The sequence below is a fragment of the Shewanella sairae genome, assembly GCF_023283535.1.
Lineage (GTDB): Bacteria > Pseudomonadota > Gammaproteobacteria > Enterobacterales > Shewanellaceae > Shewanella > Shewanella sairae.
Window position 1 is genome coordinate 126,820 of the sequence record NZ_JAKILT010000001.1, and the last position, 14,809, is coordinate 141,628.

Genomic DNA, 14,809 nt, shown 5'->3' on the forward strand with positions numbered 1-14,809 from the left:
GCGCTGAATGACCTATTGTGTAATAGGCTGAGTTTTCTTACTATCTAGCTTATTAAAATGAACAGTTAAAACGGAAAGTTAGCGCGCTAACCCTTAACTGGCGCGTCGCCGTATCCCCCCATTGTAAAACGAGACAACATGAAATTTATCCATACCTCTGACTGGCATATTGGCAGGCAGCTGCATAATCAAAGCTTGCTTGATGATCAGCGCTTTGTTTTAGATCAAATCGTTGAACTTGCAAGCCAGCATGATGTTGATGCCGTGGTGGTTGCCGGTGATATATATGACCGCTCAATTCCGCCCGCTAATGCAGTCGCGTTATTGGATGATGTGGTGAATCGCTTGGTCAATGAGTTAAACATTCCGCTGATTATGATTGCGGGGAATCATGATGGTCATGAGCGCCTAGGCTTTGCTGCAAGGCAGATGAATGACAGTGGTCTGCATATTATTGGACCATTGAGTAAAGACGTCAGAACCATTGAGCTACAAGGTAAACAAGGTAATGCTGTATTTTACGGTTTGCCTTATGCCGACCCTGCGACTGTGCGCCATGTCTTTGACTGTGAAGTGAGTACCCATGAAGAGGCGATGGCGAAGTTGCTAGAGCAAGTGCATGAGCACGATAGCCATGGTTTGCCCAAAATTGTGGTGAGCCATTGTTTCCTCGATGGTGGTAGTGAGTCTGAATCTGAAAGGCCATTGAGTATTGGCGGCGCAGATAAGATCTCGCCGACGTTATTCACGCCTTTTAATTACACCGCACTCGGGCATTTACATGGGCCGCAATATAAGGGCGCAGAGCATGTGCGTTACAGCGGCTCAATGCTCAAATACTCCTTTAGTGAGCAACACCAAAATAAGTCGGTCACTTTAGTTGACATCGCTGAAGATGGCGCAGCCAGTTTTGAACTATTACCGTTAACCGCTATGCGCGATGTGCGCATTATCGAGGGGTTAATGGCAGAGCTGTTAGAGCAGGGTAAAACCGATGCTCACAATCAAGACTATTTGATGGTTAGACTGACCGATAAAAACGCCATTTTAGATGCTATGGGTAAACTCAGGGATGTATATCCTAATGTCTTGCATTTAGAGCGCACTGGACTGATGAGCGACAACACCAAAGTTGAGCTGAGCCGCGATCATATTAAAAAGGGTGAGCTTGATATGTTCAGCGATTTTTTCGCTCAAGTCTCAGGTGAGCCGATGACAGATGAGCAGCAACAAGCAATGACTGCTGCGATAGAAGAGTTACATAAAGTGGAGCGCACAGCATGAGACCATTAACGCTTGAGATGTGTGCTTTTGGCCCATTTGCTTCAACCCAAGTTACCGACTTTACGGCGCTGGGCTCTAATCCACTATTTTTAATCAATGGCCCAACAGGCGCGGGTAAAACCAGCCTGTTAGATGCCATCTGTTTTGCACTGTATGGTAAAACCACAGGCGATGAGCGTGAGGGCAGCCAGATGCGCTGCGACTTAGCGCCTGACAGCTTATTAACAGAAGTTACCTTTAGCTTTGCTCTCGGCGATAAACAGTATCGTATTCGCCGCGTCCCTGAGCAGCAGCGCGCGAAAAAAAGTGGTGATGGCTACACGGTGCAAAAACCAGAAGCCCAGTTATATTTCATTGATAGCGATGGCACAGAACATCTGCTGGTGGCCAGTAAAGTTTCAGAAGCGACGGCTGAAATTGAAACATTAACCGGTTTAGATGCCGATCAGTTCCGTCAAGTGATGGTGTTGCCACAAGGCAAATTCCGCGAGCTATTAATGGCAGACTCTAAAGACAGAGAAAAGATCTTTAGCCAGCTGTTTCAGACGCAAATTTATCGCAAAATTGAAGATAAACTCAAGTTTCAAGCATCGGCGATTAAAGCTGAGGTGCGCGACCACCGTAATAAGCGTGACGGCATGCTCGCTAACATAGGTCTTGGATCTGATGAACAACTTGCGCAAGAGCTTACCGAGCTAGAACCAAAGCTTAACGATGCCGCGGTACTAAAGCAGCAAAGTCAGCAGGCGCTAATTGAGGCGAATAAACAGTTTGAGTCAGCTAAGTTACTCAATAGCGACTTTGCAGCCCTCGATACGCTTAAGCAAACCGCCGTATTACTTGATGATAAAAAACCAATCATCACGCAGCAGCAAGCAAAGCTTGCAAGTGGTCAACAGGCGCTGCAACTCAAACCTGTGTTAGACGTGTCGCTTGCCCGCAGCGCAGAAGTTGCACAAGCACAAAGCGCCTGCGTTAAGGCACAGGCGGCGAAAGCACAAAGCATACAGGCGCTAGCCAAGAGCCAAGCACAAGTCGATGCCTTGCCTGAACAAGAGCAAAAGCTGCAAAGTGCTCAAAATGAATTGCAGCAACTCAATCAATTATTGCCGCAATTACAAGGCTTAGATGCGCTGCAGCATCAGGTTAATCAAGCCAGTGTGCAGTTAGAGCAAGCCAAACAAAAAGGCATTAACGAAAAAGCTCAGTTACAGGCATTGCAAGCACAAAAGCAGCAAGCTGAACTGCAAGTACCGCAATTAGAGTTACTCGCTGCAGAGCAAGTCAACGCGCAGCAAGCATTGAGCACTCAAACCGACTTGATTGAACGTTATCAGCTTTGGCAACAAGCAAGCCTTGATGCAAATCTTACTGAGCAAGGGTTAGCACAGGCAAAAGAGAAGGGCGGTCAGCTACGTAATCAGTTTACCGAGGCGCAAACTCAGCATAGGCAGTTACAGCTAGTTTGGCACCGCGGCCAAGCGGCGAGTCTAGCCTTGCAATTAAGCCCTGGTTCGCCCTGTCCAGTATGTGGTAGTGGAGAGCATCCTAATCCCGCGCAAAGCGCCGAAACGCTGCCAACAGAAGAGCAGCTGCAACAGGCGCAGCACGCTGAAGAGTTGGCAAACGAGGCGCTTAATCAAGCGAGGGCGGAATACTCAAGCCTGAATACTAAATATCAAGAACAGTTAAAGCGTACCGCTGAGTTATTGCAAAAAATTGGCGAGGCCAGTCAACAATCGCTTGATAACCTGCAATCACAATTGCAACTGCTGCAACAACAATTGCAGCAAACGAATGATGCCGCTAAGCAATTAACCCAAATTAGAGGCCAGCTGCAAGAATGGCAAACCAAAGAAAGGGCGCTGCAAACGCAGCTTGAAACAGAGCGAGAGCATTTTTCTGAGCAACAAAGCAAACTGGCTGATCTGCAAGGTCAACTTAAACATGCACTCGCGGCAATCCCTGAGCAATATCGCAGCGTGGACGCGTTAAATGGCGCGATAGGGCAAGTTAATGCGCAAATAGCAGCTTTGCAAAGTACGATTAATTCGACCCGTCAACATCATAGCCAAGCGGCAGAGTTAGATGCTGCTAATACCTCAGCTTTGACGGCAACTGAAACGAGTTTGACTCAAGCAACTGCCCACAGCGATGCAGCCTTAACAGAATTAACTCAACAGTTGCTAAGCGCGGGCTTTAGCGACCAACAGGCACTGACTCAAGCTTTGTTATCTCAAGACGAGCTTAAAGCGATAACTGATGAAATAAGTCATTATCAGCAAGCGTGCACCGCAAATGACACCCGATTAACTGCGCTAAATGAAAAATTAGCCGAACAAGTTAAACCTGAGTTAGCTGGGCTAGAGAGCGAACTTAACAATATCCAGAGCCAGCAACAGGCAGCAGATAATCAATGGCAAACAATACAAGGGCGTGTGACGCAGCTAACTCAAACCCAAAAGCTGCTAAAAGAAGCTGACGCAAAAGCTAAAAAGCTTGAAGATGAATACGCCGTTATCGGCACATTATCTGATGTTGCCAATGGGCAAACGGGTAACAAAATCAGCCTACAGCGCTTCGTGCTCAGTGTGCTGCTTGATGATGTGTTACTTGAAGCGAGTCACCGTTTACAGTTAATGAGTAAAGGTCGCTATCGATTGCTGCGCAAAGAAGAACGCGCGAAGGGCAATAAGGCTTCTGGCTTAGAGTTAGAAGTTGAAGATGCTTACACTTCCAAGGTGCGCCCGGTAGCAACGCTTAGTGGTGGCGAAAGCTTTATGGCGGCGCTGTCGATGGCGCTGGGTTTATCCGATGTGGTGCAGGCTTATGCGGGTGGCATTAAGCTTGATACGCTATTTATCGATGAAGGCTTTGGTAGTCTTGATCAAGACTCGCTAGATTTAGCGGTAAGAACCTTGATGGACTTGCAATCTTCTGGCCGCATGATTGGTGTCATCTCCCATGTGTCTGAGATGAAAGAGCAGATCGGCACCCGCATCGACATTAATAAAACCGCTAATGGCAGCGAAATCAGTATAACGCTGCCGTAAGTTACCTATTGTTGATAATGGCTAAGGCGAATGTATTGGCTAATTAAGCGAGTCGATACAAGGGGATTAGCCATTAAAACGACTTTTTATTTACGACTATCTGCTTATTTTGTGCCGCAGATCAGTTTGTATATTGGGTTATTTTTGATATAACTTGGCATCAAACCTCGTTTTGGCGGGGTTTTTCAGTCAAATAGATAATCATAATAACGAAAGTTGAGGCATAGGTTGCGCGCAAGTAAATTTTCTTTTTCAAATATGTCTAAAAATCGTTTGGCAGGCTTACCTTCTTTGCATCGCAAGGTACTGCTCGGTTCAGTGCTTATTATTGGTTGTGCGATATTAATGCCAAGCCGCCATGAGTTAATACCACAGCGGATCCCGGTTCAGCTTGACATTGACGCCATTCTTTCCCAAAACATCGCGATTCCGACTACAGAATTACTCGAACCCGCTGCCGATTTTCAAAAGCAAATCGTTAAAGGCGATACGTTAAGCGGCTTATTCGAGCAAGGCGGTGTTGATCAGCAAACCATGTATAAGGTGTTAGAAGCTGACTTAAACGTACTGGCACTTGATACGCTAAAACCGGGCAATAACATCCAGTTTTGGTTAAATGATGCCGGTGAGCTGCAAAAGCTTAGCCTTTATTTTGACGCGTCTAGACAAGTTATTTTCAGCCGTTTTGATGATGGCTCGTTTAATGTTGACGAAATCAATATTGAAGGGATTTGGCGTGACCGCGCAGTATCGGGGCAGATCCACGGTTCTTTCTATTTATCAGCGCAAAAAATGGGGCTTAATGCTGGTGAGATCCAGCGTGTTGAGTCGTTATTAAAAGAGAAGCTTAACTTTGCCCGTGATCTACGTGCAGGCGATAAATTTTCAGTACTGATGAACGATCAGTATATTGATGGTGAAGCAACGGGTAACAGCCATGTGCTTGGGGTGACTATCGATCGCGGCTCAAGTAGCATCAATGCTTACCAACATTCCGATGGTAACTTTTATGATGAACAAGGTCAGAGTTTAGCAAGAGCGTTTCAGCGTATTCCTTTAGCTAAAAACTACCGTATTAGTTCGCGTTTTAATCCTCACCGTCACCACCCAGTGACAGGGAGAACATCACCGCATAACGGTACTGATTTTGCTATTCCTATTGGCACAAAAATTGTGGCACCGGGCGATGGTATTGTGTCTTTGGTGACCAATCACCGATTTGCCGGCAAGTACATCGTTATTGACCATGGTAATAAGTACCGCACCCGTTACTTACATTTATCTAAGTTCCTTGTACACAAAGGGCAGCGAGTATCTCGTGGTCAAGTTATTGGTTTATCAGGTAATACCGGTCGAGTGACTGGCCCACACTTACATTATGAATTCCATATTAATGGCCGTCCAGTTGACTCTATGAAAGCCAAAATCCCAATGGCAAGTAAGCTATCTTCAAAACAGATGAGCGAGTTTAGCCAGATAGTGAAAGTCAGAAAAATGATGATGGGAATAGCCTAAACTCGTTGATCTCGCGTCGGTTGCCGAGGCGTATTTAGCGGGTTTAGGCAGTTTTAAAAAATTGATTTAATAAAGCAAAAAGCCATCATTCATTGATGGCTTTTGTTTAGGGTTTTTGAAGGATTAACTTTTAAGTATCTCCCAAGGTTTACCAAGGGCTACTACTAGGCTGTGGGGCCGACCAATCGCATGTGCCAATCTTCAACTTTCCCGGTTTCTAGTCGACGTTTGACCAGGGCCTTCCAAGATTCAACTAACGGCAGTTCAGACAGTTTTCTGAGCTCTTGTGCATCTAAGCTACCGCTAAACACTGCACCCATGATCCGTGCCAATGACCAGTCAGGGTAAGGCCTTTCACATAAGGTTATGTCATCTCCGGAGCCAATCTCACCCTCTTGTAGCACCTTAAAATACCATCCGGTTCTTAAGGTATCTTGTAGTCTTTGCGCCATATCATTTTGCTCGAATCGTACATTTAGTTTCCAGCATGGCATGCGGCCTTGAGAGACCTCTAATATTGTTGAGCCAATGCGTATTTTGTCTTTAAGGCAAATATTTGCTTCGGTTACACCTGTTGAACTAAGGTTTTCACCAAAGGCGCCAGCTGCTTCAAAGATAGCTTTGTCGCCGAGCTCTTGTTGCCATACAGGGTAGTGCTCGCTTGGATAAATATGCAGGGCTTTTTCAATGCCGCCATGAAAGCGCGGATCGCCTTGCTCGTCGTTGCTAAAGCCGAGCATTGTTGCGTACTGACGCTCGGCTAAAACCTGTTTATTAATCGCACTTTGCGCGCCGTGAGCAAATGCCACCGTTTTACCGGCGAGAACAGAATTTACGGTGCCTAATTTTTGCATTGGAGTTCCTAATTGGGGGACGAGCAGCGTAAGCTGGTGTTATTTTTATCTGTTATTCTTTATTGGTAACATCCAAAAAGTTGAATTCAAATTGACCATCTGGATCTTCAACTCGGACGACTTGGTTAAACTGCGCCGCTTCAAAGTGTGGATTTTGCACTAATATGCTCATTAGCTGCTGCGTAACAGTATCGCTATGAAATGCAGTAGCTAATGCCTGATGTGACTGTCTGATCAGCCGTGAGAATAAATGTTCACCCTCATCGTCTTCATCACCATCATCGTTTGCAGTGACCTCATTCCATTTGGCATAAACTGCTCGCAGCTTTAGCGTTGCTTCATCGTCATCAAAATACACGTCCTCAACAATAAACTCATCATGTGAGTGTCTCGGGTGTGGCTCAAACTTGCTGCCGTCTTTATTCCAAATATTCCAGTATAAATCGCCATGCCAAAAGGCTGCAGAGATAGTCATGTGTGAGAAGGCTTCTTGCTTAACGTAGAATGTTAAGCCTTCGATATTTTCTTCAATTAATCGGCTTACCTGCTTTTCATAAAGTTCACTTAACGCTTGAATATCGTGCATATTACAACTCTGATTGAATAGTTTTAGTAGGGAAGTGATCATAAGCTTAAACCGCTTAGCTTATCATCAGCTAGAAGTTGGTTGTGGTTTCGTTAGCTTACATTATCGTTATTTGTCAGATTATTGAGTCTGCTCAGTCTTTAAGTATTCGCCATCGATATCGTACTGCATTTGATAACTTTTAAGAGTGACTATTCCCTCAATATTACCCATATTGATTTAACCTGCAGCCGGGTCACCGACCCAAGTTGAAAATATTGTAGACGGGGATGAATAATGACTGCTTGTTTATTGCAGTGCTAGTTTTGTTCCCTAACTCGGTTTTGAAAAGAAAATCTTGGTTATTAAGATGCAACTTGAGTCGTTAGTTACTCACATGTCACTACTTCTGTGGGTCGCTGTAAAGCCGTCCTTGGCCGCTCTGCGGTTTCCAATAACCTCCCTGTTAAATAGCCAGTTCGGCATCCATGTCTCTCGTTCGAAGAGTATTTTTTTAGATATCTCACCCTGAAACGGAAGCTCACAGTGGTAAGCCCCTAATTTCTTAGACACTTAGCTGTTTCTCAAAGTACTTCTTTTTCATGTTTATTTACCCTTGACTATATAAAGCGTTTTTACCGCCATAAACTTTAAACGAACAATTCAGAATATCTATGTAAAACAATGTGCTGCTTGTTCTTGATGTAAAGCAATAAAAGGCCCCGGCTAGCGAGGCTTTGGATTCAAAATTGAACCTAAAATTTTAATGTAAGATCTAGCTTTGCCAACCTGTACTCTTCCTTGTTACCTATCAAACTATCAGAGATCTTTTCCATTTCAGTCCAAGGTATAAAAATAGGCTTCAAGAAATAATGATTAATAGTTGGGTACATAAGCACACCTTCCTCACTACGACATACATTCATTGAATTAAAATGATCAAATGATGAGTCATTATTCAGTTTAAAATAAACAGCTTGTATACTAGCCTGTTTAGATGAGCTGATTGAATCACTATGAAAGCTATCAACGAGTTTGTTCCAAATCTCATTATTTAAGTCTTTATAAAAGGCATAGCAAGCCGTAAGGACAAAAACTAATAGAATAATACTAGTGAGTGAGATCATATACACCACCTCCTATCCATCTACCAAGATCACCTAAACCACTCCAACGAAATTGAATATCTCCAAATGCTCCCGTCATTGATGCGCCCTTACCACGACCCCAGCCAAACTCAACAACTGGGGGATACGACTGAGGTCCACCATTCTCATCCCAAGGGTTGCATTGGTTAGCTTTATGAGGAAAAGTTACCGAACCTGAATAAGCGCCCTTATTAAAGGAAAAAGAACCACCTAGCCCCCTAAGAGTATCAATAGTATTGTCACCAAAACCAAACATACCTCTTCCAAATAATGATAGCCCTTTACCGAAACCACCGACACCACCTTCTCCATTGGCTAAAACGGCAAAATCACCATTGCTATCTAATGCAAATGTAGCTGAGCCACCGTACGACACACCACTATTGGTTGTGTAACCAAACCCAACTGAAAAACCCCAAGTCTCTAGCCCATAAGGATCTGTAGCGTTGATAGGGTTTCCTTTAACATATCCATATGTATTAATCCCACCCGCTAAACCAATCGGGTCAGATTGAATGTAGCGCCCCAATTCAGGATCGTAATCACTAAAGTAATTGTAATGTAATCCAGACTCTTGGTCGTAATATTGTCCCGGAAAGCGTAAATTGTTCTCAATGCCCTGACTTACTATACTCGCTTTACCAAACTGCCTGCCAAACCACTTGCTGCTGACTATCCGTTAAACTCATTGGTGTATTCAGGTGAGAGTTGTGGAAGTAATAAGTTGCTTCTTGTGTCATCATTGCTAAAGGCACTTGATGTAAATAAACATATTCTTTGGTGATACATCCTGAGTCATCCGCTTCAGCGATTAATTTGCTAAATAATAATGGATGTAATAGTTATTATCATTTCAAACGAATTAAGCTGAAACTTAAAGGCCTGAGTCCGATAGCATATCGAAATCAGACCTTGGTAGCCGCTTAGACATGAGTCCAACTTAACGAGGTCACTTCACTAGCGAGGCTTTGGATTCAAAAGTTGTTAAACTATTTATCGTTTTTCAACCAAACCCTTAAATCTTCTATTACAAAGGATTTGGAGCAACTAAACAAAGAGTTGCTAGGACGATAATTAAAAGTAAGCTTTACTCGAAAGTCTGTATTTATTGGCAAACAGCCCATGCCAATGTTTTCTTTTTCTTTCTTATCCTGAGAAATATCTAAAAATGTAGATACCAACAACTTCTCAGTATCTTTGGAAAATACCTCAGCATTTACACTAAACTCATCAAGTTCTGGGTACTCCTTAATGAGTAGTGGTGAATTAACAATTACCGTTGAACAGCTTGTGTTATATTCTTTAGGAAGTTCGATACTTTCTATTTTTAAGCCTAGCTTTAACGCACCTTCTTTCTTTAATTCATCACCAAAAACAATGCTCGATAAAAGTGCGAACAATAAGGTTAAAGCACACCTAAAATACTTCATTTTAATTACCTTTATTAGGATTAAATTTCACCCATTGCCCATTATTCGATATGCTATGGCGTCCATAATTATCAATATTAAACAAATCTGTAGGGGCTGTCACAGGTTGTCCTGTTAAATCTGAAAGCTTTTGTGCAAATGAATCGTCTCCTCCTTTACCAGTTGAACAGGCGTAAATTTTGATTGGTTCATTACCTGTATAACCAGCATCTTTCATTTTTTCCAATAACTTTTCAGGTGTAAGAATCACATTTCTATAATCTAATGGACCGGCTCCATCAGTATCTCCGTGTGCCCCAACAGAAAACTCATTAGGTGTAGGGTTTACATATCTAAACATATATCGCCAATCCCTATCTCCCTTTTTTACTAAGTTTAAGTTAGGGTCCAGACCAAAAAAATCATATAAGTTAATCGGGTTGCCACCCACATAAGCATATGTATTAATACCACCAGCTAAACCAATCGGGTCAGATTGAATGTACCTACCCAATTCAGGATCGTAATCCCTAAAGTAGTTGTAATGTAATCCAGACTCTTGGTCGTAATATTGTCCCGGAAAGCGTAAATTGTTCTCAATGCCCTGACTTACTATACTCGCTTTACCAAACGCATCATATTTTGCCTGCCAAACCACTTGCTGCTGACTATCCGTTAAACTCATTGGTGTATTCAGGTGAGAGTTGTGGAAGTAATAAGTTGCTTCCTGTGTCATCATTGCTAAAGGCGCTTGATGTAAATAAACATATTCTTTGGTGATAACTCCTGAGACATCCGCTTCAGCGATTAATTTGCCGTCTGGAGCGTATATATAATACTGTTTCACTCCGTTAACAGATTTAGAAACACGTTCACCTTGGTAGTTATACATGTACTGAGCACTTATAGCGGCTTCACTCATGTCTGCTAAGCGGCCCGCTTGGTTGTAACTAAAGCTCATATTGCCTTTTTTAAGTGTATTTCCCATTTCATCGTAAAGCAGAGTTTGTCCGTTAATTGTTTTTAGTCTATTACTTAGCAAATACTGATACGTTGTCTCGGCATTTGTAGTAGAGACTTGGCTTAAGCGATTACCCACATCATCATAGCTGTATTTCCATCCGCCACGCTTATCTGCAACAAGACGTGACAATAGGTCGTAACTGAACTCTTGAGTAAGTTCTGTGTGCTGTTGATTGATGACTTCGGTAATATTATTGGTATTGTCATAAACATAATTCAGAGAGCTGTGTTGACCTATCGTTTGCTCAGTCACTCGGTAATCTGTATTGTATGTCTTTTGTAAGACAAGACCATTACCGTATGTCATTTGTTTTAATGGCCCAAAAGGATAATAGCTGATTTCATTTGCAAGTTGCGTTGTAACCCCTTGCTTTGTTACATTCACGCTGGTTAGCTGTCCCATGCTGTCATAGAGATAATCCAACTGAGTTCCGCTAGGGTAGGTTAATGTATCTAGCCGCCCTTGTTCACCATAACCATATTGAGTCGAAAACAGCTTACCATCTATCTGATTTGTTTCTTTAGTTAATAGCCCCAGTTGGTTATATTTCAGTTGCGTTTTACCACTTTGGTCTACGGCCTTGGTCAGCTTACCTATGCCATAATTACCATTCGTCGTATCATCATAGTTAAAGCTGATATTTTCATTAGAGTTTAAATAACTAAGTTCTAAAATACGGTTTAGTGCATCATATTGAAAATTTGTGGTGATACTTCTGGCATCAGTTTTTGAAGTGAGATTTCCCGAATCATCATAACTGAACTGCGTTACGCCGGAATCGGGGCTGACAATTTTTTCTACTTCATCAAACAAGTTATATTGATAGGTCGTCGTATTACCTTGGGGGTCGATAACATTTGAGAGCTTACCGGATGAAGTATAACCAAACTGAGTTCTATTCCCTAGTTTGTTGACTATGGTGACCGGTCTATCAAAACCATCCAGCGCTGTTGATTGGCTATTACCATTAACATCATGTAGAGCAATAACCTCTCCTTTGTTGTTGTAACTGTATGATGTCGTATTATTCAAAGCGTGATGACTGAGCAATTCTGAATGGAGACCATAGGTATACCTTTGTAGATATGTCTGCTGCCCCGTTTTATCTACATAGCGTTGCTCAATTACATTCCCTCGGCTATCTCTAGTGAGCAACTCAGCACTGCCGTCTTGAATTGCCGTTTTGACCAATCTTGAGGCATTATCATATTCGTAATTGAGAGTTAGGCCGTTTTTAGTCGCTCTGCTAATTAATCTTCCAGCTTTATCGTAGGTTAGCGTAACCTCTTCTGCGTCAGATTTGATTCTGGTAATTTGTCCCTGAGCGTTATAGCGATATTGAGTTAATAAACCATTTGCATCACTGACAGATAATGGTCGGCCAAAAGCATCGAAAGACAAAACATCAAATACCTTATTCCCTAAGCCATTGGTTAATGTTTGTTTGAAACCTTTAGCGGTATAATCAATCGACACCGTATCAGCTACATCGATTCTGGGGCCATCGATAGCGATTATATTGCCAAAATCGTCATAGTCATAGCTCACTTCGCGCTCATTATTGGTGATGCGTTTAGTCAGCCAACCTCTTTCGTTGTATTCAAAGCTGGTTATTTGCTCTTCAGATTTTTCGGTATTTACCAGTGGGCCACCAACAACATCACAATTTGCCCACTCATTAACTTCATCACAGTCAAAGCCATCACTCCCCCCTTCATCATCTTGGTATTGCTCATTTCTTATAATTGATTGAAGTAAATTGCTTTCTTTGTCCCAAACATAGCTTACCGATTGTGTTTGGCCATATTCGGTTTCTTTTTTGATTTTCTGTGTGAAGCCATACGACATTAATATTGAAGTGACAGTGTTGTTATAATCTTTCGTTATTTTTAGCGTGTCACCGGCTCCTCCTTCATAAAAACGCAGCCTTATGGCGTCCTGACACGTTGCGCAATTAACCTGAACGATTCTCCCATTTTCAATGAGATATTCTTTTATATCGCCTTTACTATCCGTAACTGTTCGCTTGCCATTATCACCATAAATAACCGAAACGGGTGGGGCCAAACTATCATTGCTTGTTTTTTCTACTCGGCCATATTCATCGTAGGTATACGATAAAACCATATTGCCATTTTCATCAATAATTGATGTTAATAGCTGTGTATTTCGGTGGTCTTCGTACTTATAAGTAACCGTAGAAAAAACTCCTTCCTCATCGGTGGGTTTATTCGACGAAATAAGCCTATTTTTGCTATCAAATACAAAAGAGTAAATTTGCCCTTCGTGCCCTAGGCTGTATTGGTACCCTGATGCTGTATCTTCACGGGATATTGTCCGCTCAGCCTGAGACTCAACCCCTTTCTTCACCGTGTACGACATTGAGTCAGCGGTATAGGAATAGGTGATAATGGCACCATTGCTCTTTTTTATTTTAATTAATCGTCCAAAACTATAATATTCTTTGTCATTATTATTGGCGGTGAAGGTGTATATACCATTTTGCCCTTCCAAAGACCCCTGCTGACTACCGCCAGACGAAATCCAGTTTTCTGCTGGACCATATTTAACTTTGAAAAACGAGACTTTAGTTTTATCAGGTCTCCACAGTGTTATCGATTGAGGGTTTTCAGTCTGCCAGTCATAAGACTTCCATGATTCATCGGTATAAGGGTTTTTACCGGAAGAGGCTCGGTATTCTTTGCTGTTTATCCAATGAGCCTTAATATCCTCTATAGGCCTAGATTCAGTAGTAACGTCAGTTTCATAGATAAAGTTTAATAACTCAGCGCTACTAGCGGTTTTGGGTTGCGCAGCATACAGCTTGGCGCTATTGGGATTAACAAACTTCGAGTCTAAAGAGAGACGAACACTTCCTCTATAAGCATCAATTCCATTTTCAATTGGGCAGCCATCATCACAATCGTCATCGTTAAAACTGATAACAAAAGGAAGGGCTGTTCCGCCCCAGGGCCTTCCATCACCATATCGAGAATCATTATCAATAACCATATGGTAATAAATCAACTGGTATGGCGCGTTGTGATAACTCCAATGCCCCATCAAAAAACATTTTGATAGTACCCGTCTATAGGGGAAGGGTAACTCATTGGGAAGAACTCACCCTCTAGTGTCCGATATGATATGACGTACTTCTGACCGGTATGATCCGTCATATCCATAGAGGCTGCACGGACAACATGATCCATATTTTCTTCAGCGAACGCCTTGCACTTATTAAGAGTGTCCAAAAAGTCATCACTACTGTAGACCGTGTAGTAATTTGTGAGTTGCTCAGGATACATTAACTTTTTTATGTACTCTTCGCCTTTCATCTCGTCCACGGGTGGTTCGGATGAAGGTAGTAAACTCCAAGGGGCATAGTGGCCTAATCCAGGTGAAGAGCCATTAAAGTCCATTGTTTTACACTTGAAAGCGCCAGCATAAGAAGGTGATTGAAATAAAAGTAAGGTGAGCAGGGCCAATAGGCATTTGAATTTCATTTGATACAACATCCATGTATGATAATTTTTAATGATGCAATATCTAAGTTAAAAAAAACAATACCTTAGACTACATGTTTTTGATTATCATCCTTTTGATTGATTTAACCAACCTTACTCCTAAATCGAGAGAATCCTTTGCAGTTAGATTCTCAATTGTTAATGGTAAAGTGCTTGCAGTGATAAATTGAATACGCCTTTAACAACACCGCAGTTTCAATAGCAATATCAACCCTCGCCCAAGGCGATCATGATGTTCGGTAAATCGCAAGCCTTAATGGCTTGCTCATCACCCCTGAAGGGTAAAGACCTACGAGTAATTCCCCCTTTATTGTACTGAGACCAGTTGGTTATTTTTTACTTAGGCTCTCCCATCTTTCTGCTTCCGAATCATTACTTTGGGAGATCAGGCTAACGGCAAGAGGTTCATTTTATTTAGGAAATAATGCAGTTA

Annotated in this window: 10 protein-coding genes and 1 pseudogene; 4 read left to right on the forward strand and 7 right to left on the reverse strand. The window is 42.4% G+C overall.

Annotated elements, in window-relative coordinates:
• The first annotated feature begins 138 nt into the window (after positions 1–138).
• From L2748_RS00510 to L2748_RS00520, 3 genes are all read left to right on the forward strand, one after another.
• The gene (locus L2748_RS00510; RefSeq protein WP_220782156.1) at positions 139–1,284 is read left to right on the forward strand and encodes an exonuclease SbcCD subunit D; all 1,146 of its coding nucleotides are present in this window, start codon (positions 139–141) and stop codon (positions 1,282–1,284) included.
• A complete protein-coding gene (locus L2748_RS00515) occupies positions 1,281–4,337 on the forward strand; it encodes an AAA family ATPase (RefSeq protein ID WP_220782157.1) in 3,057 nt (1,018 codons plus the stop codon). The genes L2748_RS00510 and L2748_RS00515 overlap by 4 nt, the downstream gene beginning before the upstream one ends.
• A 258-nt stretch (positions 4,338–4,595) precedes the next feature.
• Complete coding sequence (locus tag L2748_RS00520) at positions 4,596–5,852, forward strand: peptidoglycan DD-metalloendopeptidase family protein (RefSeq protein WP_220782158.1); 1,257 nt, start codon at positions 4,596–4,598, stop codon at positions 5,850–5,852.
• Positions 5,853–6,016: 164 nt separating this feature from the next.
• Here the strand turns inward: L2748_RS00520 and L2748_RS00525 are convergent, their stop codons facing one another.
• The 5 genes from L2748_RS00525 to L2748_RS00545 form a co-directional block, all read right to left on the reverse strand.
• Positions 6,017–6,706 carry an MOSC domain-containing protein gene (locus tag L2748_RS00525; RefSeq protein ID WP_220782159.1) on the reverse strand — a complete coding sequence of 230 codons (690 nt, stop codon included), beginning with the start codon at positions 6,704–6,706 and terminating at the stop codon, positions 6,017–6,019.
• Between the two features lie 52 nt (positions 6,707–6,758).
• On the reverse strand, positions 6,759–7,292 hold the full coding sequence (locus L2748_RS00530) for a hypothetical protein (protein ID WP_220782160.1): 534 nt from the start codon (positions 7,290–7,292) through the stop codon (positions 6,759–6,761).
• 734 nt (positions 7,293–8,026) lie between these two features.
• Complete coding sequence (locus tag L2748_RS00535) at positions 8,027–8,398, reverse strand: hypothetical protein (RefSeq protein ID WP_220782161.1); 372 nt, start codon at positions 8,396–8,398, stop codon at positions 8,027–8,029.
• Positions 8,382–9,095, reverse strand: coding sequence for an RHS repeat-associated core domain-containing protein (locus tag L2748_RS00540; protein ID WP_220782165.1), 714 nt, complete (start codon positions 9,093–9,095; stop codon positions 8,382–8,384). Before L2748_RS00540 ends, L2748_RS00535 begins: the two co-directional genes overlap by 17 nt.
• Positions 9,058–9,162, reverse strand: a complete 105-nt coding sequence (locus tag L2748_RS00545) for an RHS domain-containing protein (RefSeq protein WP_220782162.1) — start codon at positions 9,160–9,162, stop codon at positions 9,058–9,060. The genes L2748_RS00540 and L2748_RS00545 overlap by 38 nt, the downstream gene beginning before the upstream one ends.
• Before the next feature lie 100 nt (positions 9,163–9,262).
• On the opposite strand from L2748_RS00545, the pseudogene L2748_RS24525 reads away from it, so the two are divergent.
• Positions 9,263–9,346, forward strand: a pseudogene (locus tag L2748_RS24525) (IS3 family transposase); the annotation flags it as partial.
• Positions 9,347–9,408: 62 nt separating this feature from the next.
• On the opposite strand, the gene L2748_RS00550 reads toward L2748_RS24525, so the two are convergent.
• Together L2748_RS00550 and L2748_RS24385 are read right to left on the reverse strand one after the other, a co-directional pair.
• Complete coding sequence (locus L2748_RS00550; protein WP_248957659.1) at positions 9,409–9,849, reverse strand: hypothetical protein; 441 nt, start codon at positions 9,847–9,849, stop codon at positions 9,409–9,411.
• Position 9,850: 1 nt separating this feature from the next.
• A complete protein-coding gene (locus tag L2748_RS24385; protein WP_276521490.1) occupies positions 9,851–13,915 on the reverse strand; it encodes an RHS repeat-associated core domain-containing protein in 4,065 nt (1,354 codons plus the stop codon).
• Positions 13,916–14,809 lie beyond the last annotated feature (894 nt).

Excerpts from the sequence above, each read along its gene's own strand:
- L2748_RS00510 (WP_220782156.1), top strand. The coding sequence starts at position 139 with ATGAAATTTATCCATACCTCTGACTGGCATATTGGCAGGCAGCTGCAT.
- L2748_RS00515 (WP_220782157.1), top strand. The coding sequence starts at position 1,281 with ATGAGACCATTAACGCTTGAGATGTGTGCTTTTGGCCCATTTGCTTCA.
- L2748_RS00520 (WP_220782158.1), top strand. The coding sequence starts at position 4,596 with ATGTCTAAAAATCGTTTGGCAGGCTTACCTTCTTTGCATCGCAAGGTA.
- L2748_RS00525 (WP_220782159.1), bottom strand. The coding sequence starts at position 6,706 with ATGCAAAAATTAGGCACCGTAAATTCTGTTCTCGCCGGTAAAACGGTG.
- L2748_RS00530 (WP_220782160.1), bottom strand. The coding sequence starts at position 7,292 with ATGCACGATATTCAAGCGTTAAGTGAACTTTATGAAAAGCAGGTAAGC.
- L2748_RS00535 (WP_220782161.1), bottom strand. The coding sequence starts at position 8,398 with ATGATCTCACTCACTAGTATTATTCTATTAGTTTTTGTCCTTACGGCT.
- L2748_RS00545 (WP_220782162.1), bottom strand. The coding sequence starts at position 9,162 with ATGATGACACAAGAAGCAACTTATTACTTCCACAACTCTCACCTGAAT.
- L2748_RS00550 (WP_248957659.1), bottom strand. The coding sequence starts at position 9,849 with ATGAAGTATTTTAGGTGTGCTTTAACCTTATTGTTCGCACTTTTATCG.
- L2748_RS24385 (WP_276521490.1), bottom strand. The coding sequence starts at position 13,915 with ATGGGGCATTGGAGTTATCACAACGCGCCATACCAGTTGATTTATTAC.